Here is a 22,337-nt window from a genome sequence, read left to right as displayed (position 1 = left end):
CCACCCCGAATCGTCGAATCTCGCGGCCTCCCCGGCCGTTACGACTGTGATCCTGGTGGCTCGCCCCGCATCACGGGGCGGACTGTGACGAATATCTCCTACATAGCGTAGTAGAACTGTCCGGCTGTCACTACACGCCGGGCTCGAGCATGGCGGCGCGCAACATCCGTTCGGGCACACCCAATCCCGCCACCAGGGTCAGTGCCTGCGGGCGCAGTCGGTCGGCGAGTTCGTTCACCCCGCGCCGCACCGCCTTCGCCCGCTCCACCGACATGAACCGGTGCATGATGTACCAGGCCTGGTTCTCCTCGAGGGTGGTGTAGACGAACAGATCGCACACGCTGTCGGCCAGGGCGCGCGCGTCCGGATCCTCGATCCCGGCGATGCCCTCGATGAAGGCCTCCAGGACGAGCCGGTCGATATGCGCGGTGCCCGCCATCAGAATGTGGTCCTGGGCATTGTTGAACGCCTCGAAGGGCCCGGTCTCCTTGGCGCGGGCGCGAAGCCGGTGCGCGGCGGTGCGGGTCAAATAGTCCTCGCGGTCGGCGAACAGCGCCAACTGCACATCGCGGCGAGCGAGGTCGCCGTCGTCGACGCTCTCGTCGGAGCGGTCGCGCAGGCGCTGGATGAGCTGGCGCACACCGGAGCGCTCGCGCACCACGTCGCGCGCCTGGGTGGCGGCGAAGCGCACCCAGCCCAGGGCGTCCAGATCGCGCACCTCGTCGGAGTAGGCGGTGAGCAGTTCCTTGGCCACCAACTGGGTGAGCACCACATTGTCACCCTCGAAGGTGGTGAACACGTCGGTGTCGGCTTTCAGTGTGACCAAACGGTTCTCGGTGAGATAGCCCGCGCCGCCGCAGGCCTCGCGGCACTCCTGGATGGCACGGGTGGCGTGCCGGGTCTGCGCGACTTTCAGTCCGGCGGCGCGCTTTTCGAGCGCGCGCTGGGCGTTCGGGTCGAGGTCCTGGCCGGTCTGCACCAGGTGCATGCGGCGCACCAGGTCGTTCTGCGCGAAAGCCAGTGCGTAGGAACGGGCTACGAGTGGCAGCAGGCGACGCTGGTGGCTGCGGTAGTCCAGCAGCACCGTCTCCTCCCCGGTATCCGGATCCGCGAACTGGCGGCGCTGTTCGGCGTAGCGCACCGCGATGCTCAGCGCGACGCGCGCGCCCGCGGCCGCCGCTCCCCCGACGCTGACCCGCCCGCGCACCAAGGTGCCCAGGGTGGTGAAGAACCGACGGCTCGGGTTCTCGATCTCGGAGCTGTAGGTGCCGTCGGGGGCCACGTCGGCGTAGCGGTTCAGCAGGTTCTCGCGCGGAATCCGCACCCGGTCGAACATGATTCGGCCGTTGTCCACCCCGGGCAGGCCGCCCTTGAGCCCATCGTCGGAGGTGGTCACGCCGGGCAGGTCGTTGCCCTGCTCGTCGCGGATCGGCACCAGGAAGCAGTGCACGCCCTGGCTCTTGCCGCCGGTGACGAGCTGCGCGAAAACCGCTGCCATGCGGGCGTGTTCGGCCGCGCCGCCGATGTAGTCCTTGCGCGCCGACGGGGTCGGGCTGTGTACCACGAATTCCTGGGTGGAGGGATCGTAGGTGGCGGTGGTCTCCAGGTTGGCCACATCGCTGCCGTGCCCGGTCTCGGTCATGGCGAAACAGCCGAGCAGGTCGAGTGTGATCAATCGCTCGATGTAGTCGCGGTGTCGTTCGGTGCCGAGGTTCTCCACCGCGCCGCCGAACAGTCCCCACTGCACACCGCATTTCACCCACAGCGACAGATCGGTGTAGGCCAGCATCTCCAGGGCCGTCACGGCCGCGCCGGGATCGCTCGCCCCGCCGTTCTCGCGGCGGAACCCCTTCTCGGCCCAGCCGAAGGTGGAGACCAGCCGCATCTGGTCCAGGACCCGGGCCCTGGCGGCCCGGTAATCGAGGTAGGGATCGCCGTAGAGCCGATCGTCGTCGAGGTGTTCGCGAGCCTTCTCCCGGACTTCCCGCCAGGGGCCGTCCAGGGCCGCGCGTAGTTCTCCCGCTGTCGTTTCCGCCTCGGTCGCCATGGTCGCCACCCTACTGCCGTGGTTACGCTGAACTCGATGATCTACCGCACCCGTGTACCTTTTTCCACTGTGAGCGACGAGCCAGCAACCGAGTCCGGGGGCGGGATCACCGGTATCCGCGGATGGCGGCGCTGGTTCCCGCGCCTGGTCGACAGCCTGGTCGCCGACCGCATCGCCACCGTCGACGCCGTCACCGAGGCGCCCTCGCCGCTGCAGCCCATCGACCTCTCCGACGACGCGAGCGTCACCGAGGTGCTGGACCTGGCCGAACGGGTGGGTGAGGTGGTGTTGGCCGCGGGTACGGCGGTCACCGACACCACCACGCAGATCGAGTTCATCGCCTCCACCTACGGTCTGGACAAGACCGATATCGACGTCACCTACAACTCCATCCGCATCTACGCCGACCGCGGGCCGAAGCTGCCGCCCGCCAGCACCATGCGGATCGTGCACTACCGGTCCCTGGACTTCACCCGACTAGCGGCGGTGGACCGGCTAACTCGCCGCATCCGCCGTGAGCTGGTGCCGCCCCAGGAGGCGTTGGCCGCCCTGGAAGAGATCACCACGGCTCCGCACCCCTATCAGCGGTGGGTCGCGACCGTCGGCTGGGCGCTCATGGCGGCCAGTATCGCGCTGCTGCTCGGCGGCGACTGGCTGATCTCGCTGCTGAGTTTCGCGACCACCGCGGCCATCGACCGCACCAACCGGATTCTGAACGGCCGCGGGCTGCCGTTCTTCTTCCAGCACATGGCCGGTGGGTTCATCGCGGCGGTGCCCGCCGTCTTGATGGCGACCTTCGCCAGCCATCTGCACATCGACCCCTCGCTCATCATCGCGGCCGGAATCGCGGTGCTGCTGGCCGGATTACAGCTGGTCGGCGCGGTCGAGGACGCGATCACCGGTGCGCCCATCACGGCGTCGGCCCGCATGCTCGAGGTGCTCATGATGACCTGCGGCATCATCGCGGGCATCGTGGTGGCGCTGCGGGTCTCGGTGCTGCTGGGCGCGACCGCGCCGCCCATCGACATGGTCGCGACGCGCGATCTGACCAATTGGCCGCTCAAGGTGGTCGCCGGTGCCATCGCGTCGCTGGCCTTCGCCTTGGCCTGCTACGCGGAGCGGCGCGCGCTGGCGGCCGCCACCTTCAGCGGGGCCGCGGCGACGGTGTTCTATCTCGGGGTTCAGCAGGCGGGTTTCGGGCCGGTGGTCTCCTCGGGCGTCGCGGCCGTCGTGGTGGGTCTGGCCGGTGGTCTGATGGCGCGTCGCGCGCTCACGCCGCCCTTGGTCGTCGCCATCGCCGGTATCACGCCGCTGCTGCCGGGTCTCAAGGTGTACCGAGGTCTGTACGCCATCCTCAACGACGCGCAGCTGCTCGGATTGAACCAGCTGTTCAGCGCTTTCGCGGTGGGCGGTGCGCTGGCGGCGGGCGTCACGCTCGGTGAGTGGTTCGCCCGGACGCTGCGCCAACCTCGGATCGTGCAGCGGTTCGGGTCCATTCGGCGGCCGAGGATGCAGCAGGTGGTCAGCGACGAGAATCCGGCCTGAGCGTCAGGCGATCGTGTAATCGACCCCGGCCGGGACCAGCCGCTTGGCCTGGACCAACCGGGCCTTCGCCTGCCGCTTGACCGGGCAGGCCACGATCGGGCAGTCGATATGCGCCTGCATGATGGCGTGGGCGTAGCTGACGGTCATCACGGGGACGGCTGAGTGGTTCGTCGGAGGGAGGCCGTACATCGTTGCGGCTCCTTGCCTTTCGTGACGGTCTGGCGTGCGGAGCACCGGGCACACCACCAGTAGACACTCAGGGGTGGCGTGCTGGAAGATTGCAGGGTGGCAGTTGCGCGTGACATCGCGCATCTTCCAAACTCGGCGCGAAAACCATTCCAAAATCGCGCTTCGTCGTGAGGTGAGCTAATGGCCGAAGGTGGTTCCGGCTCAACGGTTCCGCGTCGCATGCTGGGGCGGCAACTGCGGCGGCTGCGGGAGACCGCCGGGGTGTCGGTCGCCGAGGCCTGTCGCACCATCGAGGTGTCGACGCAGACGATGTGGCGACTCGAGGGCGGGCAGCCGGTCAAATTGAAAGACATCTACATTCGCGCGCTGTGCACGCTCTACGGCGTCTCGGATTACGATACGGCGGCCCTGCTGGGTCTGGTCGCGGAGACCAAGCGCACCGGGTGGTGGCATTCCTACGGTGACGCGGTGCCGACGCACTTCGATCTGTACATGGGCCTCGAGGAAGCGGCCAAGCGGCTCACCATGTTTCAGCTCACACTGCTGCCCGGCATGGTGCAGACCGCCAACTACCGGCGCGCCATGATCTGGACCGTCTACCCGCAGATGCCTACCGCCGAGGTGGAGCGGCGTGTGGAGTTGGTCACCAAACGTCAACAGCGCCTGAATGATTCCGAGTTCGGCCTCGATGTGCTGCTGTCGGAGTCCGCGCTGCACCACGAGGCGGGCGGCCCGGCGGTGATGGCCGAACAATTGGCCCATCTGATGGAAGTCGGTAAGCGTCAGAATGTTTCGGTTCGGGTAATCCCCCAGAGTGTCGGCAGCTGGATCGGGCTACAGGCTGGCCACTTCATCCTGCTGGAGTTCCCGCTGCATCGGGAGACGAAGTGGACCGAGCCGCCGGTGGTCTACGTGGAGGGATACACCGGCGCGCTCTATCTGGACCGCGACAACGAGATTCGGCAGTACAGAGCAGCTATTGCGGAGATACAGCGCGTCGCGTTGGATGAGAGCGACACCAGAGACCTGGTAACCCGGATAACAAGGGAGTATGCGGCGTGAGCATCGACCTGTCTGCGGCACGGTGGTTCAAGAGTTCATTCTCAGCGAACCAGGAGGCCTGCGTGGAAGCCGCCCACCTCTCCAGCGGCGAGATCGGAGTCCGCGACTCCAAGGACCCGACCGGTCCCACCCTCATCTTCGGCCCAACCGACTGGGACGCCTTCCTCACCGGGCTCCGCTCCGGTACCCTCGGCCGCCCCTGAACCGACGCCCGGAGGCACTCAGGGACCGACTTCGACGTCGCACCAACCGCTTCGTGGACGCGTCGATCGCCCTCGCCGACGCCGAGGGTCTGGACGCGGTGTCGATGCGCCGCGTCGCCGCTGAGCTGTCGACCGGAACGACCTCGCTCCCAACTGACCTCCGACCTTGCGGGTCGGCCGATCACCGACCCGGAGACACCGATCAGCTCGATCTGGCCGACAATGAAACGGTGATCGAGGTGCCGAGGGCGGCGAGGGAGTACTACGGTGCGGTATCTGCCTGAGAATCCACCGCACTGGTCGGACCTGTTCCGCGAATGCCGTACCGAGGCATTTCATTTGGAGGTGCGCGATACGTATGCCGTGCCTCAGGAATCCGAGCGGTTGCGCCGATTTCTCGACGGGGAACCGGCACAGCCGGACGAGTACAAGAACCAGTGGGTCGACCTCATGCGCGAAACCACCGGGCGCGGCGTGGCTGTGCGGAGGATTCGCGTCGTGACCGTGCCACACTCCGACTACCAGCGGTGGCTGCTGTCGGTGACCGGTAGCAATGTCGCCGCGGGCGAGGATATTCGCTATGTACCACGGCATCTCGCCGGGGAGGTGCCACCCGACGACTGGTGGTTGTATGACGCGCAACGGGTCGCCTACAACCTGGTCGACGAACATGGCAAACCGGCTGGCATGGCTGTCACCACCGACCCTGGGGTGGTCGACTACTGCCTGCGTGTGAAAGAACGGCTGTGGGAGTTGGCGATTCCTTTCTCCGAGTATGCCGCTGGCGCTGACTCCGAATCGTGACAGAAGTCCACGATGCGCGGGTAGCTCTAGGGGCGCGTCTGCGGGAGCTTCGTCGCAGGGCAGAACTCACCGGTCGAGAACTGGCGCGGCGAGCTGGCTGGCACGAGACCAAGGTGTCGAAGCTGGAGTTCGGGCGCATTCGGCCCTCGGATGCCGATATTCGCGCGTACTGCGAATTGACCGGCTCGCGCGACCAACTCGATGATCTGCTAGCTACGCTGCACACCATCGACACCGCCTATTTGGAATGGCGGCGCGTGCTCGGGACCGGTCTGGCGCGGCGACAGCAGAAGGCTTTGCGGATCGAGACGGCGGCCACCCTGATCCGCGACTATCAGCCGCAGATCGTTCCGGGTCTGCTCCAAACCGCTGAGTACGCCGAAGCGAAGCTGCGGCGCGGCATCGAATTCCACCGGGTACCAGACGATGTCGAGGAAGCGGTCTCGAAACGAATGGAGCGACAACACATCCTCTACAAGCGCAAGCACCGCTTCCATTTCGTCGTCGCCGAACAGTCCCTGTACACCACGGTCGGCGACGACGGCGTGATGCGTGGGCAGCTGGACCGGCTGTCCACCATCATCGGTATGCCCCGTATCACGTTCGGCATCGTCCCACGGACGGCCGAGGCCATCGTGGTGTCGACGAATTTCGCACTGTTCGACAACCGCCTCGCGATCGTCGAGGGAACCGCCGCCGAACTGACCATCACGCAGCCGCGCGAAGTCGCGGTCTACGGGCGCGCGTTCGACATTCTGGCCAAGCAGTCGGTGACCGGCGACGCGGCCCGCGCCTTGATCCGAGCCGCGCTCGACCGCCGGTGAGGCACCTTCGCGCTCACAGGCCTTGTGGCGACTGCGAAAGCCACTCCGAATACCGTTGTCCGAGGCTGTCACGCTCGGACGTCGTGGGTAGCAGGACATCCGCGCCGCCGTCGTAGGGGTGATGGATCTGCGTCATGGTCAGGTCGGTGATCATGACACCGGCCGTGGTGTCGTCGGCTACGGCGCGTAGTAACTCGTCCAGGGTGCCGCGCCGCCACGCGGTCCGGGTGGCGAACAGATGGGTGTACGACGTGAACTCGGGGTCGGGCTCGGTGGGATCATCGCAGATCGACATCCAGTGATGCGTACCCTGGGTGTCCGGCTCCGGAAGGTTCGACCATGCGCAGGTGACGACGTAAATATCTTGTCCACTGAACAATTCGTCGAGGATCGTGTTGTACCGGTCGAGTACGACGGCGTATTCGTCGGCTCCCTCCGGATAGCGCTTCGACGCGGGCAGGCTGTGGAACCGCACCCAGCGTTCGGGGTAGGCGAGCTTCAGTTGAGGTGCCAGTGGGGCGCACCGTGGCCATTGCCGCTGCCAGAGCTCCGAGAGATCGCTACCGTGCATCGGGCGCTCAGGACTCCACCAGGCCGATGCTGCGGCCGATGTCGACCAGGGTGGCGTCGAAGAGGGCGTCGGGGTGGGAGACGGCGATCGGGTAGTTGCCGAAGGCTTCCAGGGTTACGTGGCCGTAGAGGCGGGCCCAGAACTGGATCATCACGTAACTCACGCCGAGGTTGAGCTTCTCGGCGGGGAACTTCTGGCCGGACTCGGCGAGCACGGCGAGCAGATCGGTTTGGAAGCGGATGAGGTCGTCGCGGATCTCCTGCGGGATGGCCTCCATCGGTGGGGTCACCACGTCGTAGTCGGCGAGCAGGCGTCCGGCGGCCTCGAGGAAGAGGCGGCCGACGGGCTCGCCGAATTGGCGCATGGCGCTGGGGGCCCCGGCCCCGGCGGGGGACGCGAAGACCAGGGTGAATTCGCGCGGGTGGGTCAGCGCCCAGTGCCGGAAGCCTCGGCAGACGGCGAAGAAGCGGACCATGGCGTCGTCCGGTTGACCCTCGAGGGCGGCGGCCATATCGAGGGCCAGGTCGGAGCAGACGTCGAGGCGGACCGCGGCGACGAGGTCGTCGCGGGATTCGTAGTAGCGGTACAGGGCGGGGGCGGTGATGCCCAGTTCGCGCGCGATGGCGCGCAGCGTCACCGCGTCGGGCCCCTGCTCCACCAGCAGTGATCGCGCGACGCGCCGGATGTCGGCGTCGCTCACCGCGGGCATTCGGCCGCGTCGGCGCGTGTCACTCATGGGTACTCTCCGTAACGAACGAGTTATCTTGCGTTGGGACGCAAGATTACTCGTAGGCGACCTGCCAGCTCTTGATGCCGTTGAGCCACCCCGAGCGCAGCCGGACCGGTTCGGAGATCTGGCGCAGGTTCGGCATCACATCGGCGATGGCGTTGAACATGAGGTCGATCTCCAGGCGCGCCAGGTTCGCGCCCACGCAGAAGTGGGTGCCGGTGCCGCCGAACCCGACGTGCGGGTTGGGGTTGCGCAGCACGTCGAACTGATGCGGGTTCTCGAAGTGCCGCTCGTCGAAGTTGGCGGCACTGTAGAACATTCCGACGCGCTGGCCCGCCTTCAGCTGCTGGCCACCGAGCTCGGTGTCCTGCATGACGGTGCGCTGGAACGCGATGACCGGGGTGGCCCAGCGCACGATCTCGTCGGGCGCGGTGCGCGGGCGCTGCTCGCGGTAGAGCTCCCACTGGTCGGGAAAGTCCACGAACGCCTTCATACCGTGGGTGATGGCATTGCGGGTGGTCTCATTGCCCGCTACCGCCAAAAGGATGACGAACCAGGCGAATTCGTCGGAAGCCAGCGCCTCACCGTCGACATCGGCGTTGAGCAGGGTGGACATGATGTCCTCCGCGCCGCCCAGATCGACCGGGCACTTGCGCTTCTCCTCGGCGAGGTTCCACGAGTACCCCATCACCTCGGCCGTGGCGACCTTGTGGTCACCATTGAAGTCCGGATCGTCGTAGGAGATCATCTGGTTGGTCCAGTCGAAGATCTTGCGACGATCTTCCTGCGGGACGCCGATGAGCTCGGCGATGGCCTGCAGCGGCAGCTCACAGGCGACCTGGGTGACGAAGTCGCCGCCGCCGGTCTTCTTGGCCTCGTGCACGATTCGCTCGGCGCGCTCGCGCAGCGCGTTGCGCAGGCTCTCGATGGCGCGCGGGGTGAAGCCCTTGGAGATGATGCGGCGCAGCTTGGTGTGCCGCGGCGGATCCTGGTTCAGCAGCAGAAAGCGCTGGACCTCGATCTCCTCGCGCAGAATGTCGCCGTAGAAGCGGATGACGGCCGTGTTCTGCTCGGAGGAGAACACCTCCGGAGTCTTGGAGATCTCCTTGATGTCTTCGAGCTGGGTGACGGCCCAGTAGCCCTCATCGGCGAAACCGCTGTCCTTCTGGGGCACCCAGTGGACGGGCGAGGTGCGGCGAAGTTCGGCGAATTCCTCGACGGGCAGTCGGTGGGACAGCAGATCCGGATCGGTGAAATCGAAGCCTGCGGGGATGGACGGCGCGGACACGGTACCTCCTTTGGAACACGTTCTACTGGAGTGAACCACACCACACGCGGTTTTGTGAACACCTTTTAGTAAATACCGTTCATTTGACTCCTCGGAGCCCCGCGCGACGGCCCGCCGCCCACCCGAATCAGACATACCGCCGACTCCTGACGAATCCTCGAAACCCCCTGCGTACCAAACCTTTCGGTCTATGCGTAATGAACGCCGCCCGCACACCGAAACCAGTAGTATTCAGCTCTGGCGTCCGGTGGGGGGACGGCCACGAGGCTAATGGCTGCGCATGATGGAGCTACACCGATGGCCTTCCAGCTCGACGGGGAACAGACGCTCGACCTCACGCCCGGCCACGCGCGCGGCCAACGCTCCGGCAAGGGCCTCTGGCAGGCCGAGTACGGCCGCCGCCTCCGCCTCACCGACGCGCTCGTGGTGGGCGGCGCGGTGGCATTGGCCCAGCTCATTCGCTTCGGCGGGGTGGACACCAACGCGCCCTTGGACTGGGCGGGTGACGCGCGCATCGGCTACTCGGTCATCTCGATCGTGTTGGCGCTCACCTGGATCGGCTTCCTCGCCGTGAGCAAGGCCTGGTCGGCATCCGTCATCGGCACCGGCCCAGAGGAATACCGGCGGCTCATCGCGGCGACCATGCGGCTGTTCGGCGTGATCGCCATCGTCTCGCTGCTGCTGCGCATCGACTTCGCCCGCGGCTATCTCGCCATCGCCTTCCCGGTGGGCTTGGCGGGCTTGGTTCTCAATCGCCTGTTCTGGCGCAAATTCGCCGCGCGGCAACGCCGATCCGGCCGGTACCTCACCTCGGTCCTCGTGGTGGGACGGCGGGATTCGGCGGGCGAGATCATGCGCTGCTTCGCCCGCGACCCCGCCGTCGGCTACCACGTCGTGGGCGTGTACACCCCGTACGGCGCGAGCGACGAGACCGAATTCGATATCGCCGCCACCGATCTCCCGCCCGTGGTCGAGGAATCCTCGGTCCTCGACGCGGTCCGAGCCACCGGCGCGGATACCGTCGCCATCGCCGCCACCGAACATCTCGGCGCCAAGGGCATCAACGACCTGCTGTGGAAACTCGCGCCGCTCGGTGTCGAACTGGTCGTGACGCCCGGCTTCGTCGATGTGGCCGATCAGCGCATCTCCATCCGGCCGGTCGCCAATCTGCCGCTGCTGCACCTGGAGAAGCCCCAGTACGACCGCGCGAACTCCCTCGGCCACGCCGCCTTCGACTTCTTCTTCGCCGCGGCCGCCCTGCTCGCGGTCTGCCCGCTCATGATCGCCACGGCCCTGGCCATCAAGCTGACCAGCCGCGGACCGGTCTTCTACCGTTCCGAACGCATCGGGTTGAACGGCAGACCGTTCGACATGATCAAGTTCCGCAGTATGTACGTCGACGCCGACAAGGAACTCGACGCGCTGCTGCCCGAGAACGACGGGGCCGGACCACTGTTCAAGCTGCGCGACGATCCGCGCGTCACCCCGATCGGCCGCATCCTGCGCAAGTACAGCCTCGACGAGCTCCCGCAGTTCCTCAATGTGCTCACCGGCGATATGAGCGTGGTCGGCCCGCGCCCGCCGCTACGCGTCGAGGTCGACCGCTACGACCGAAAAGTCCGGCGGCGCTTACTGGTTCGGCCCGGCGTGACCGGCCTGTGGCAGGTGTCGGGCCGCTCCGATCTGTCCTGGGAGGAATCGGTGCGCCTGGACCTGTCCTATGTCGAGAACTGGTCGATGGTGCAGGATCTGCTGATCATCAAGAAGACCATCTCGGCGGTAGCCCGCAGCGACGGCGCGTATTAGGTTGCGGTGGAACCGATTCGGCGCTGCAGTTCGCGATGCCAGATCTCCAGCGAGAGCAGGGTCCAGATGCGCGGTTGTTCGTCACGGTCACCGGAGAGGTGATCGGAGAGCAGGCGGCGCACCGCGACGCGGTCGAAGGTCGAGCCGACGAACGACGACGGACCGTCCAGCAGATCGAAGGCCATTTCGCGCAGATGACCCCGAAACCAGGCGTCCAGCGGGACCTTGAAGCCGACCTTGGGCCGGTCCACCAATTCCGTCGGAAGGTAGTGGCGGGCAAGTTCTTTCACGATCCACTTGGTGGTGCCGCCGCGCACCTTCACGGCACTGGGCAGCCGGAAGGCGAGTTCGGCGACCCGGTGGTCGAGGAAGGGCGGGCGCAGCTCCAGCGAGGCCGCCATGGACATGCGATCGCCGCGCTCGAGGAGATTGTCGGCGAGCCAGGTGTGCACATCGGCATAGAGCATGCGGCGCAAGGCATCTCCCCGCCCGTCGAGGTACGGGGCGAGCACCGTGCGGGTCGGCGGCCCGCCCAGCAGCCGGTCACGCTCCAGCGCGGTGAAGGGCGCGAACCAGCCGCGCATACGTTCGGCGTAGGTGGGTTCGGACATGGCGCGCAAAGCGACGGTGAGCCGGGCCTGGGTGGCGGGCAGCCGTCCCTCCAGCAGTCGCAGCGGACCGCGCGGCAGTCCGACCGCGCGGGTGGTGCGGGCGAACCGGTATTTCGGGTATCCGGCGAACAGTTCGTCACTGCCCTCCCCGGAGAGCACGACCTTCACATGCGAGCGCGCGAGCTGGGCGAGCCGGTACACCGCCACATCCGCGGGTTCGGAGAGCGGCGAGTCCCGATGCCAGCTCAAGCGTGCCCAGTCGTCCTGGAAGTCGGTGGCGGTGATGACCGTTTCGTGGTGTTCACTGCCGACGATGCGCGCCGCCATGCGCGCCCAGGTGGTCTCGTCGACGCGGTCGTCGCCGAATCCGGCCGAAAAGGTGTGCAGCCCTTCGCCGCCACGCTGTTTGGCGACCAGTGCGCAGATCAGACTGCTGTCCACCCCGCCGGATAGGTACGCACCGACCGGCACGTCCGCGACCAAGGCGTCCCGGATCGAGGATTGCAGCGCGTCGTCGAGCAGGTCGACGGCGCGGCGCGGGGTGACCTCCAGATCCGCGACCGGGGGCAGGGCCCAATACGATTCCACCCGCACGCCGCCGTCCGCGCCGACGGTGAGATGGTGGCCCTGCGGCACTTTGCGCACGCCGTCGATGAAGGTGAAGGGCGCGGGCACCGACCGGTGCGCCAGGAAGTCGTGCAGGCTGGCGGTGTCGACGCGGACCTCGTCCATCACCGGGAACAACGCCTTGATCTCCGAGGCGAAGGCGAAGATCTCGTCGGTGGCGTAGTAGTACAGCGGCAGAATGCCGAGGCGGTCGCGGAACAGGTGGGTCTGCGCGGTGCCGGAATCGTGGATGGCGTAGGCGAACTGCCCGCGCAGCTCGCTCACCCCCGCGGGACCGTACTTGTCGTAGACGGCGAGCAGCACCTCGGTGTCCCCGCGGGTGCGGAACGGATAGGTGAGCCGGTCGCGCAATTCCCGGTAGTTCAGGATCTCGCCGTTGAAACTGATGTGCGTCGTTCCCCCCGCACCCGCCATGGGCTGCGCCGAGCCCGCCAGATCGATGATCGACAATCGACTGTGCGCGAAGCCGACCGGTCCGTCGCACCACACCCCATGGTCGTCCGGACCCCGATGCCGCAGACGCCGCCCCATCTCCGCGAGCAGCTCCCCGCTGACCGGAGCGCCGTCGAAGCGGCGCACGCCAGCTATTCCGCACACAATGTCTCCACTTCGCTGTCGCACGCCACCACAGAACCCCCTGCACGGGCCACGACTGCCAGCGTATCGCGGCACGTAGGGGGTGTCAGCCGCCGAAAATCGCTGGGGCAACGGCGGATTGATGTCCCGGCGGGCCGTATTACGTCGATTGCGTGCCCGAAATGCGCTGTTCGTCCCGTTTGTCAATGACCTTCGCGGGCACGCCCGCGACATGGGCACCCTCGGGCACATCGCGAATCACCACGGCTCCCGCGCGAACCTCCACACGATCGCCGATGGCGACGCCGAGCACCACGGCATTGGGTCCGATGAACACATCGTCGCCAATGACGGGGTACCGACCGTCCGCTCCATTGCCGAGGGATACGCCCTGGTGAATCCGGCAGCGCGCACCCACCCGCGCCCCACTGTTCACACAGAGCAGACCGGTGTGGGCGATCGAGAGCCCCGGCCCGAACACATTGCGCGGCACCGTGTATCCGAGCCGCTCCCCCAGCAGTTTGGTGCGCACGGCGTACCAGACGAAGACCGCGCGCCCGACCGGATCGGTCCGCACATTCGCCCAGTACTCCGATTTGCGCAGCAACCGCTGGAAATACACATTCCGCCGGGTGAGCCGGTAGCGGGTGCGCCACCGGGTCAGACCATGCGCCGCGAGGTCCTCGGCGAGGTAGCGCCGCAGACTCGCCCTGGAGTCGATCACGGCCTGATAATCCCCTACTGTTCAGCGGTTTTCAACGGAATCTGCCGGTATCGTTGCGCTGCGTCGACGTTGGACCCGGGCGCGCTGACAACGCCCTGGCGGGAGGGGCGGCCTTGAGCCACCTGGTCTGGTATCTGCACCGGCTGCGAGCGATGAGCGGGCAGGAGATGCTGTGGCGTTCCGGGCGGCTGCGACAGCGCCTGCTACCGCGGCGCACGACGTGGGAGTCGGTGCGCGCGGGGCTGTTCGGTCGCCAGGAACCCGATTGGGAGGCGCTGGTCCAGGATTTCCGCGAAGGTGCCGACCGGCCGGTCCTGCTGGATCGCAAGCGCGCGGAGTTGCTGGCCGCCGCGCATCCGCGGGAGGTGGCCGAGGTGGTGGCCGCCGCCGAGCGGGTACTGGCCGGGGAGGTGCGGTATTTCGGGTATCCGCCGGTCGGCATCGGAACGACCGTGGACTGGAATCACGATCCGCTGACCGGAACGCGGTGGCCCAGCGCGAATTCCGACCGCATCGACCACCGCACCGCGACCAGTGACCCCAAATGGATCTGGGAGCTCAACCGCCTCCAGCATCTGCCGTGGCTGGCGCAGGCGTGGCTGTTCACCGGCGACAATCGGTTCGCCGACACCGCCTTCGACCATCTCGACAGTTGGATAGAGCAACAGCCGCCGGGTGCGGGGATCGCGTGGCGGGGCGCTTTCGAATGCGGGATACGGGCCATCTCGGTCGCGGTGGCGCTGCAAGGTTTGCGCGACGCGCCAGGATTGACCGCCGAGCGGTACGCGCGGATCGTCACCCTGCTGGGTGAGAGCGCGCGGCGCTGTTGGGCCGACCGGTCCTTGTTCAGTTCGGCGAACAACCACCTGATCGGTGAATTGAGCGGACTGGCGGTGGTGTCGATCCTGTTGCCGGAGTTGCCGTCCGCGCGCCGCTGGGAGCGCGACGCGCTGGCGGGGCTCGTCGAACACGCGGACCGCCAGATCCTGCCCGACGGCGCCGGAGCCGAGCAGGCCATCGCGTATCAGCTCTTCACCGTGGAGTTGCTGGCCCTCGTCTACACCTTGATGGCCGTGCGCGGCGACCCGCCGGAACGGCTCGGCGCGGTGGTCTCCCGAAGCGCGCGGTATCTCGCGCTGTTGGTCGGTGACAATGATCCGCCGCCGCGCTACGGCGACGACGACGGCGGATTCGCGCTGCGTTTGGGTCCGGAGGAGATCCGTACGCCGCGTGAGCATCTGGGTATCGCCGCGGCGGTGACGGCCGAGCCGTCGGCGGCACGCGCGGGTGTCGACACCATGGCCTCGCGGTGGCTGCGCGCGGCGCTGGGTTCGGCCTGTGTCGCGTCGCCGGACGCGCCGGGCAGCGGGTACGCGCCCGACGGCGGGTTGGTGGTGCTGCGCTGCGGCGGTCGCCGGGTGACCATGGACGTCGGGCCACTGGGCTATCTGTCCATCGCCGCGCACGGCCACGCCGACGCGCTGGCGGTCACGCTCGCCGTCGACGGTGCCGACCTGATCGGCGATCCCGGCACCGCCAGCTACTACGGACATCCGGATTGGCGTGCGGCACACCGGAGTACGCGTGCGCACGCGACCGTCACCGTGGACGACATGGCGCAGTCGGTGGTGGGCGGCCCGTTCCTGTGGAGCGCCCACGCCGTGGTCCGCGTCCGCGCGGTCGACCTCGCGCGCGGGGTGGTGGATGCCGAACACGACGGCTACCACCGCTTGGCGGACCCGGTCACGCACCGACGCTGGCTGGTCGCGCCGCCGGACGCGCACGAGATCGTGATCGTGGATGCGCTGTCCGGCACGGGTTTTCACGCCGCGCAGGTGTCGTGGCCGCTACCGCCCATCCTCGATGTGCGGCCGGTCGAGGGCGGCCACGTGGTGAGCCGCGAGGGTGAGCGGGTGCTGTCGGTGTGCTCCGCGGCGACGGTGGTATGCGCGCCGAATCAGGTGCGTGGCGATACCGACAGCGACCTGGGCTGGTGGTCGGAGCGCCTGGAGAGCCGGGAGCCGTCCTGGCTGATCGGCGCACGCTGTTGCGGCACAGCGCCTTTCGTCATCGCGACGGTGCTGTGCCCGGGCGACGGAGAGCCGGTCCACGCGGTGGGGGTTACGCGGGCGGGACCGGAGATCCGCGTGCGGTGGCGCGACGGCGCGACACCGCGTGGTCTGCTCATCGACACCAGGTTCGACGGCGCGGTGCGGTTCAGCACCCCGGATCCATGAAAGCCCGCACATAGCCAGCGCTTTGGTACAGGTAGGACCACGCCCAGTACCAGGGCGGGAATTGCTGTCGGCTCGGCTCCATCACGAGGTCACCGCCGAAGCACCGCTCCAGGATGAACCGCGCCCGCGACAGATGCGGGCGCATGGTCACCACGATGACGGTGCGCCAACCCCTTTGCTCGGCGATCCGACGTAGAGCGCGCCCCTCCCCCACCGTCGTGGGCGGGTCCGGGGCGAAGCATTCGAGGGTGAAGCCGCGCTGTGGGGTCCGGCACGGTTCCCGAATCTCGTCGATATCCGTCTGCGCCCCATACGGATTCGAGAACAGCACGGTCGAGGCGTAGCCGCGCCGGGCCAGCTCCAGCCCGTAGCCGTAGCGGTCCACGCCCTGCCCGCCGAGGACGAGAATGGCGTCGGCGTGGCGCAGCGGATCGACCTGCGGCCGCACGTAGACCGGCACCCCGGCACCGGTGAGCGCCACGATCACGACGACCGCGAACACCACCGCGAGCACGCGCCGCCGCCGTCTCACCGGCGGCGCACCGCCGACCACAGCGGCGCTGTTGTCGCCGGGGAAATCACCTGGAGCACAACGAAGAACACGCCGACAAAACACAGCACCTCCACCGTCACCAACCCTAGTCCCGTCGCCACCGCCCGCTCACCGGCGTGCAGCAGCCCGTACTCCAGCAGGCCCGCCACGACGGCCGCGCCGACCCCCGCGACCACCGGCGGCGCGAGGCAGCGCAGCAGCTCACCCGCGGTCAGCGCGACGATGCGCCGCGCGAGCAGCAGACCGGTGCAGCCGGTGAGTACGGCCGAGACGGAGAGCGCGATGCCGACGCCGAACAGCCCGTGCGGCAAGAGGATCAGCACGAGCGGTATCGCGGTCAGCGCGCCCACCCCGGTCATCCAGTTGATCAGGTGCGGCCGTCCGGCCCCCTTCAGCGCCTCGGCGCACACCGACATGAGCGCGAATCCGATCCCCACCCCGGCCATGGCCTCGACCAGCACACCGGCCCCGCGCCATTCCCGGCCGAGCAGCAACACCACCACCGGCTCACCGAGCACGGCCAGCAGCGCCGAGACCGGCACCACCGCCAGCCACACCCAGGTCAGGGCGGTCCGGAAACCGCGCGCGAACCGCTCCGGCTCCCCCGCGATCTGCGCGAAGGCGGGAAACAGGACGTAGGAACAGATTTGGATGATCGCCATCACCGGAAGGAAGGCCAATCGACGGCCATTGCGGTAATTGCCCAGCGCCGAGGTCTGCAAACGATGGCCGACGAGGAAGACCTCCGCCGCCTCGACCGCGCGCTCCACCGAACTCTCGATCAGCAGCGGGAAGGCGAATCCGGCGAGCTCGCGCCACAACCGCAGGCGAAACCGCCCCCGCAGTGGCCGCCAGCCCGACAGCCACCAAGCCGCCACCACCGCCGCCGCGACGGACGCGTAATAGCCCGCGACGAGGGACCACACCCCGAATCCGTTGGCGGCCAGCACAATAGCCACCGTCGCGAAGGTGGCGGCATTGGCCGGGTCGACCACGATGCGGCGCTTGAACTGAAAGGCCCGCTGCATCATGGCATCCGGTACCGCCAGCAGCGAGGTGAGTACCACCGTGCCCGCCGACACCGCCGCCACCAGGCCCACCTGGTCGTTGTCGAATACCGCCGCCAGCACCGGCGCGGTCGCCACCAGCAGGCCCGCGAGCAGAACCCCGGATACCAGGGTCGCCCAGAACACCGTCTCCGCCGCGTCGACCACGTCCTCGCGGCGCTGAATCAGCGCGTGACTCAGGGAGCTGTGGGAGAACACCACCACGAAGGTGGTCAGTACCGTCCCGGCCGCGAAGACCCCGAATTCGCTGGGCGAGAGCAGATGTGCCAGGACCAGGGTCTGCACCAAGCCGATGACCTGCACCGACGCCACCCCGGCCGCCGAGATGACGACCCCGCGCCGCAGGACCCGCAGCAGCCCGCCCGCTGGTTCGACCGGGCCGCCGTCGCTCACCGTTTCACGGCGGTGACGACCCTGCCCGCCGCGTGCGCGAGCCGCTCGGACACCCGCTGTTTGAGCGGATGGACCCGGCGCAGCGCAGCCGGAACGGTGTGCACGCCCGCGAGGACGGCGGCGGCGCGCGCGGTGCGGCGCTGCGACCACGCGTCCCGCGCCGCGCGGCGCGCGCCCGGGTCGTCACCGGCGAGCAGCGCCTGCTGCGCGCGCCGCAACGCCACCCAGTACCGGAAGGTTCGCAGCGTGTGGCCGAGCGCGGCCTTGGCCTCCGGATCGCTGGGGGCGGCCCACGCGAACGACCGCTCCAATTCGGCCATGAACGCCTCGACCTTGGCCGGGTCCCGGGTCAGGGAATCGCTGCGCAGTCGGAACCGCGCCAATCGCTGTGGCAGCACCCGAATGTCGTAACTGCCCACCATGCGAATCCAGATGGCGACCGATTCGTGCAGTTCCTCCCCGCCGCGGTCGTAGCCGCCGACCGCCTCCCACACCTCCCGGCGCACCGCCGCGGTGTAGTAGGGCATCAGCCCACTCAGCAGATCCGTCAGGGTGAGGCGCTTGGCCGGATTCGGCCGCTGTTTCACATTGGTGGACCGGTAGTAGCCGACGGGGAGGTCGGCCCCGGAGTCGTCGAATCGGAACGCGTCGCAGCCCACCGCGTCGATTCCCGGATCGGCGTCGAAGACGCGCCGAATCTCCTCGCAGAAGGTCGGCATCACCTGGTCGTCGCTGTCGAGCACCACGATGTACCGGCCCGTCGAATGCGCCGAGGCGGCCATGACGCCGCCGTCGTAGCCCTTGTTCTCCTGGCGCACCAATCGAATCCGCTCGTCCTCGGCCGCGTAGCCGTGCACGATATCGGCGATCTCGTCGGACATGCCATTGTCCACGACAATCAGTTCCCAGTCCGGAATCGTCTGCGCCACCACCGAATCGATGGTGTCGCGCAGATAGTCCTCGGTCTTGTAGGCCGTGGTGAGAAAGCTGAACGCGGGAACCGGTGCCCCCATACCTACCCCTTTGCCGCTACCAACCGATGCCGATGTATCCGGGCCGCAGCCGACGTTGGGCGGCTCCGGGCAGCCGGACCAGGTCGATGACCGTCCGGTCCGGTCCGAGGCCGTCGATGGCCGCCACCACCTCGGGTTCGGCGGTGCCCGCTATGTAGATCTCCCCGTGTGCCACCACCGTTTCGATATCGTCGGTGAGCAGTTCGCCGATATGCGGCAGCCGCTCCTCGATGAAGGCCCGGTTCGCTCCCATCAGCCGAGACAGCGCCACATTGGCGTCGTAGACGCGCACGTCGTAGCCCTTGCCGATGAGCCGCTCGGCGAACTCCACCATGGGGCTTTCGCGCAGATCGTCGGTGCCGGATTTGAACGACAGCCCGAAGATGCCGACCCGGCGGCGACCGAGCGCGATGACGAGATCGACCGCGCGCCGCAGCTGCGCCTCATTGGAGGTCAGCACGTTCTGCAGCACCGGCAGCTCCAGATCGTGTTGGCGCGCGGTGTGATTGAGCGCGCGCACATCCTTGGGCAGACACGAGCCGCCGAAGGCGAAACCGGGGCGCAGATACGCCGGACTGATATTCAGTTTGGTGTCGGCGAGGAAGATATCCATGACGGCATGGGAATCGAGGCCGAGTTCGGAACAGAGCGCGCCGATTTCGTTACCGAAGGTCACTTTGAGCGCGTGAAAACTGTTGTCCACGTATTTCGTCATCTCGGCCACCGCGATGGGCACCTGGAAGCGCGGCCCCGGAAGTCCGTCGTAGAGGCTCATGAGCGCCGCGCCGGACCGTTCGTCGGATTCGCCGACAACCGTTTTCGGCGGATTCTCGAAATCCCGCACACTACTGCCCTCGCGCAGGAATTCCGGATTCACACATACCCCGAAATCCACCCCGGCGGTTTTCCCGGAGGTCCGCTCCAGAATGGGAATCAGTCGGCTGCCGCACGTCCCCGGCACCATGGTGCTCCGGTAGGCCACCACATGCCAGCCCTCCTTGACGGCCAGCGCCGCGCCGATCTGCTCGCTCACCCGCTCGAGGTACGCCGTCGACAGCCCACCGCCGGGAGCCGACGGGGTGCCCACGCACACCATCGAGATATCCGTGGCCAGAACGGCTTTCGCCACCTCGTCGGCGACCGTCAGCCGCCCGGCCGCCACCACCTCGGCGATGAGCTCCCCGATCCGCTCCTCCACCACGGGTGTCTGCCCGCGCCGAATGAACGCGGTCTTCTGCGGATTCACATCCACCCCGACCACCGGATTGCCCCGCGCCGCCAGACACGCCGCCGACACGCACCCGACATATCCGAGCCCGAAGACACTCACCGCCAGTTCCCGGCCCCCGCGCTGGTTCCGAACGTCCACGCCGCACCCCCAGAGGGATCGTAGAAACCGTTAAATAGCTTTATACCAATGTGTTCCGCGATTCGTTCGCGTTATCATCGTGCCGTGCAACTCGCGACGGTTCCCGTGTCCGTCGCGGTCGGGGGACCTGATGTCGATGCCGGATACACGCGCGGGGTGGCGGCTGGGGGTCTTGAGTCAGATGTCACTGCCGAGTGCGGGCCTGAGTCTGAAATATCGGCTTCGGCGCGCGCATCCGCGGCGGATTTCGTTGCGCCGTCAGCTCGAACGGTTGGATCGGGCCGACGCGGGACGGATTCGGGAGTTTCAGGAGCGTCGTCTACGTCACCTCGTTCGGGTCGCGGCGGCCAGATCGCCGTTCTACCGCGAGTATTTTCGCACCTCCGGTATCGACCCGCGGTCGATTCGCACGGTCGAGGACCTGGGGCGGCTACCGCTCATCTCCCGCCACGAGCTCGCCGAGCGCCCCGACGATTTCCGGACGCTGCCACGCTGGCTCATGTGGTCGGTGCACTCCAGCGGTACCACCGGATCGCCCATCACCTGCTATCGGACCATCACCTCCTCGGTCTTCGAGCTGGCGGTGCTGGAGCGGCAGTGGAGCTGGTTCGGGGTCTCCGCGGATTCTCGCCGAGTCGTGTTGCGCGGCAGTGATTTCGCCACCGGGCAGCGGGGTCGGCCCACCATCGCGGTGCCCGGGGCGCGGCAACTGCTGGTCTCCAGCTACTACCTGACGCCGGATCGGGTCGATGTGATCGTCGCGGAGATCCGCCGGTTCCGGCCCGCCGCCATCGAGGGGTGGCCGTCGAGTATCGCGCTGCTCGCCGCGCTGCTGCGTGATCGCGGGCTGCGGATTCCGGTGCGCGCGGTCATCACGTCCTCGGAGATGATCGCGCCGGGGCAGCGCACGCTCATGCAGGAGGTGTTCGACGCGCCCGTGGTCGATCACTACGGGCAGACCGAGCGGGTGGCCATGGCGGGAACGTGCGAGGCCGGTGGCTATCACGTCTTCCCCGCCTACGGCATTGTGGAGCTGCTGCCCGTCGAGGGCTCCACCGAGCGCTGGGAGATTGTCGGAACCTCCTTGCAGAACTGCGGATTCCCGTTGCTGCGCTATCGCACCGGCGACGAGGTGCTCCCGGCCGCGCCGGGCCCGTGCCCGTGCGGTCGGGCCTTCCCGCTGCTGGGTGTGGTGGACGGCCGGGTGGAGGATACGTTCACCGCCGCCGATGGCCGTCCACTCCCCTTGCCGTCCAGCATCGTCGACGATCTGAGCGGGCTGCGCGAGGCCCAGGTCGCGCAGTTGCGGCCGGGGGTCTTCGAATTGCGGGTGGTGCCCGGCACCGGTTTCTCGGCGGCGCGGACCCACGCGCACGCGCGCCGCAATGTCGCCCGCCTGTTCGGCCCGGGGCAGGAGTTGGCGCTGCGGGTGGTCGAGCGCCTGCCACGCCCGCCGAGCGGGAAATTGAAGGCCGCGGTGGTGGAGTCCACGCACCCCGCATCGGACGGGAAGGGGTCGCCGTGCTGACTCGCACCGCGAAAACCACTGTGCTGGCGGTCGTTTCGCTGCTCGGCGTCGGCCTGGCGTCGGCCTGCGACGAGGCGGAGCCCCCGCCGCCGACCCCGCCGCCGACCTCCATGGAGCAGATCGACCGCATGGCGGCCCAGAACCGCACCCCCGATCCGGACGCGGTCGGTGTCGTACTCACGAATATCGCTCTCACGCGTGGCGATTCGACCGACAAGGTCACCTTGGGCTTCACCGGCGATGCCGTTCCGGGCTGGGCGGTGCACTACGTGCGCCAGGCGGTGCAGAACACCACGCAGGCCATTCTGCCGATAGCGGGCGAATCGGTGATCGAGGTGCTGGTGCGCGAGGCCGCCAACCCGTTCGGCTCGGCCGCGCCACGGTATTCGGGCCCGGAAACACTCACCGACCCGGCGACGATGTCCGTCGGTGAGGTGCGTTTCGCGGGCGAGGTACGCGGCGTGACCCAGGTGTTCATCGGGCTGCGGACCCCCCAGCGCGGGTTTCGGGTGACCGGGCTCAGCGATCCGACCCGGGTCGTGGTGGAGATCGACCACCGATGACGCCGAG

21 protein-coding genes are annotated in these 22,337 nt (G+C 67.8%); 10 read left to right on the top strand and 11 right to left on the bottom strand.

Features of this window, described 5'->3' with window-relative positions; all coding sequences use genetic code 11:
• Positions 1-130: 130 nt before the first annotated feature.
• Positions 131-2,047 carry an acyl-CoA dehydrogenase gene (locus ACIBH2_RS00250; RefSeq protein WP_397111744.1) on the bottom strand — a complete coding sequence of 639 codons (1,917 nt, stop codon included), beginning with the start codon at positions 2,045-2,047 and terminating at the stop codon, positions 131-133.
• A gap of 114 nt (positions 2,048-2,161) precedes the next feature.
• Here ACIBH2_RS00250 and ACIBH2_RS00245 point away from each other — a divergent pair, with 114 nt between their 5' ends.
• The gene (locus ACIBH2_RS00245) at positions 2,162-3,592 is read left to right on the top strand and encodes a threonine/serine exporter ThrE family protein (RefSeq protein WP_397116723.1); all 1,431 of its coding nucleotides are present in this window, start codon (positions 2,162-2,164) and stop codon (positions 3,590-3,592) included.
• 3 nt (positions 3,593-3,595) lie between these two features.
• On the opposite strand, the gene ACIBH2_RS00240 is transcribed toward ACIBH2_RS00245, so the two are convergent.
• Positions 3,596-3,739 (bottom strand): hypothetical protein, encoded by a 144-nt coding sequence (locus ACIBH2_RS00240; protein WP_397111742.1) that lies wholly within the window; start codon positions 3,737-3,739, stop codon positions 3,596-3,598.
• Between the two features lie 222 nt (positions 3,740-3,961).
• Between ACIBH2_RS00240 and ACIBH2_RS00235 the strand changes: the two genes are divergently transcribed.
• From ACIBH2_RS00235 to ACIBH2_RS00215, 5 genes are read left to right on the top strand one after another with little or no spacing between them, the layout of a single operon-like run.
• Complete coding sequence (locus ACIBH2_RS00235; protein ID WP_397111740.1) at positions 3,962-4,843, top strand: helix-turn-helix domain-containing protein; 882 nt, start codon at positions 3,962-3,964, stop codon at positions 4,841-4,843.
• Positions 4,840-5,046 carry a DUF397 domain-containing protein gene (locus ACIBH2_RS00230; protein WP_397111738.1) on the top strand — a complete coding sequence of 69 codons (207 nt, stop codon included), beginning with the start codon at positions 4,840-4,842 and terminating at the stop codon, positions 5,044-5,046. Before ACIBH2_RS00235 ends, ACIBH2_RS00230 begins: the two co-directional genes overlap by 4 nt.
• 53 nt (positions 5,047-5,099) lie before the next feature.
• A complete protein-coding gene (locus ACIBH2_RS00225) occupies positions 5,100-5,330 on the top strand; it encodes a hypothetical protein (RefSeq protein WP_397111736.1) in 231 nt (76 codons plus the stop codon).
• Complete coding sequence (locus ACIBH2_RS00220; RefSeq protein ID WP_397111734.1) at positions 5,314-5,850, top strand: DUF6879 family protein; 537 nt, start codon at positions 5,314-5,316, stop codon at positions 5,848-5,850. The genes ACIBH2_RS00225 and ACIBH2_RS00220 overlap by 17 nt, the downstream gene beginning before the upstream one ends.
• Positions 5,847-6,674 (top strand): helix-turn-helix domain-containing protein, encoded by an 828-nt coding sequence (locus ACIBH2_RS00215; protein WP_397111732.1) that lies wholly within the window; start codon positions 5,847-5,849, stop codon positions 6,672-6,674. Before ACIBH2_RS00220 ends, ACIBH2_RS00215 begins: the two co-directional genes overlap by 4 nt.
• A gap of 13 nt (positions 6,675-6,687) precedes the next feature.
• On the opposite strand, the gene ACIBH2_RS00210 is transcribed toward ACIBH2_RS00215, so the two are convergent.
• The 3 genes from ACIBH2_RS00210 to ACIBH2_RS00200 are packed head-to-tail and all read right to left on the bottom strand — an operon-like array spanning position 6,688 to position 9,263.
• Positions 6,688-7,245 (bottom strand): hypothetical protein, encoded by a 558-nt coding sequence (locus ACIBH2_RS00210; protein WP_397111730.1) that lies wholly within the window; start codon positions 7,243-7,245, stop codon positions 6,688-6,690.
• Positions 7,246-7,252: 7 nt separating this feature from the next.
• A complete protein-coding gene (locus ACIBH2_RS00205) occupies positions 7,253-7,981 on the bottom strand; it encodes a TetR/AcrR family transcriptional regulator (RefSeq protein WP_397111728.1) in 729 nt (242 codons plus the stop codon).
• Positions 7,982-8,027: 46 nt separating this feature from the next.
• Positions 8,028-9,263 (bottom strand): cytochrome P450, encoded by a 1,236-nt coding sequence (locus ACIBH2_RS00200; RefSeq protein WP_397111726.1) that lies wholly within the window; start codon positions 9,261-9,263, stop codon positions 8,028-8,030.
• Between the two features lie 297 nt (positions 9,264-9,560).
• Between ACIBH2_RS00200 and ACIBH2_RS00195 the strand changes: the two genes are divergently transcribed.
• On the top strand, positions 9,561-11,069 hold the full coding sequence (locus ACIBH2_RS00195) for a sugar transferase (RefSeq protein ID WP_397111724.1): 1,509 nt from the start codon (positions 9,561-9,563) through the stop codon (positions 11,067-11,069).
• Here ACIBH2_RS00195 and asnB read toward each other — a convergent pair.
• On the bottom strand, positions 11,066-12,904 hold the full coding sequence (asnB, locus tag ACIBH2_RS00190; protein ID WP_397111722.1) for an asparagine synthase (glutamine-hydrolyzing): 1,839 nt from the start codon (positions 12,902-12,904) through the stop codon (positions 11,066-11,068). The two genes, ACIBH2_RS00195 and asnB, sit on opposite strands and share 4 nt — an antisense overlap.
• Before the next feature lie 139 nt (positions 12,905-13,043).
• Positions 13,044-13,607, bottom strand: a complete 564-nt coding sequence (locus ACIBH2_RS00185; RefSeq protein WP_397111720.1) for a serine acetyltransferase — start codon at positions 13,605-13,607, stop codon at positions 13,044-13,046.
• Between the two features lie 113 nt (positions 13,608-13,720).
• On the opposite strand from ACIBH2_RS00185, the gene ACIBH2_RS00180 reads away from it, so the two are divergent.
• Positions 13,721-15,844 carry an alginate lyase family protein gene (locus tag ACIBH2_RS00180; RefSeq protein ID WP_397111718.1) on the top strand — a complete coding sequence of 708 codons (2,124 nt, stop codon included), beginning with the start codon at positions 13,721-13,723 and terminating at the stop codon, positions 15,842-15,844.
• On the opposite strand, the gene ACIBH2_RS00175 is transcribed toward ACIBH2_RS00180, so the two are convergent.
• Genes ACIBH2_RS00175 through ACIBH2_RS00160 form a run of 4 tightly spaced genes read right to left on the bottom strand, consistent with a single transcriptional unit; the run spans position 15,825 to position 20,239 of the window.
• Positions 15,825-16,376, bottom strand: a complete 552-nt coding sequence (locus ACIBH2_RS00175) for a YdcF family protein (protein ID WP_397111716.1) — start codon at positions 16,374-16,376, stop codon at positions 15,825-15,827. The two genes, ACIBH2_RS00180 and ACIBH2_RS00175, sit on opposite strands and share 20 nt — an antisense overlap.
• A complete protein-coding gene (locus ACIBH2_RS00170) occupies positions 16,373-17,857 on the bottom strand; it encodes a lipopolysaccharide biosynthesis protein (protein ID WP_397111714.1) in 1,485 nt (494 codons plus the stop codon). Before ACIBH2_RS00170 ends, ACIBH2_RS00175 begins: the two co-directional genes overlap by 4 nt.
• Positions 17,854-18,870: a glycosyltransferase family 2 protein gene (locus ACIBH2_RS00165; RefSeq protein WP_397111711.1), complete on the bottom strand. Its 1,017-nt coding sequence runs from the start codon at positions 18,868-18,870 to the stop codon at positions 17,854-17,856. Before ACIBH2_RS00165 ends, ACIBH2_RS00170 begins: the two co-directional genes overlap by 4 nt.
• 16 nt (positions 18,871-18,886) lie before the next feature.
• Complete coding sequence (locus ACIBH2_RS00160) at positions 18,887-20,239, bottom strand: nucleotide sugar dehydrogenase (protein WP_397111709.1); 1,353 nt, start codon at positions 20,237-20,239, stop codon at positions 18,887-18,889.
• Positions 20,240-20,375: 136 nt separating this feature from the next.
• On the opposite strand from ACIBH2_RS00160, the gene ACIBH2_RS00155 reads away from it, so the two are divergent.
• Positions 20,376-21,767 carry a phenylacetate--CoA ligase family protein gene (locus tag ACIBH2_RS00155; protein WP_397111707.1) on the top strand — a complete coding sequence of 464 codons (1,392 nt, stop codon included), beginning with the start codon at positions 20,376-20,378 and terminating at the stop codon, positions 21,765-21,767.
• Positions 21,761-22,330 (top strand): hypothetical protein, encoded by a 570-nt coding sequence (locus tag ACIBH2_RS00150; protein ID WP_397111705.1) that lies wholly within the window; start codon positions 21,761-21,763, stop codon positions 22,328-22,330. The genes ACIBH2_RS00155 and ACIBH2_RS00150 overlap by 7 nt, the downstream gene beginning before the upstream one ends.
• Positions 22,331-22,337: the final 7 nt, after the last annotated feature.

Source organism: Nocardia sp. NPDC050406 (assembly GCF_044459025.1).
Lineage (GTDB): Bacteria > Actinomycetota > Actinomycetes > Mycobacteriales > Mycobacteriaceae > Nocardia.
The sequence above is the reverse complement of the archived record's forward strand: the minus strand, read 5'-3'. Positions and strand labels throughout refer to the sequence as shown.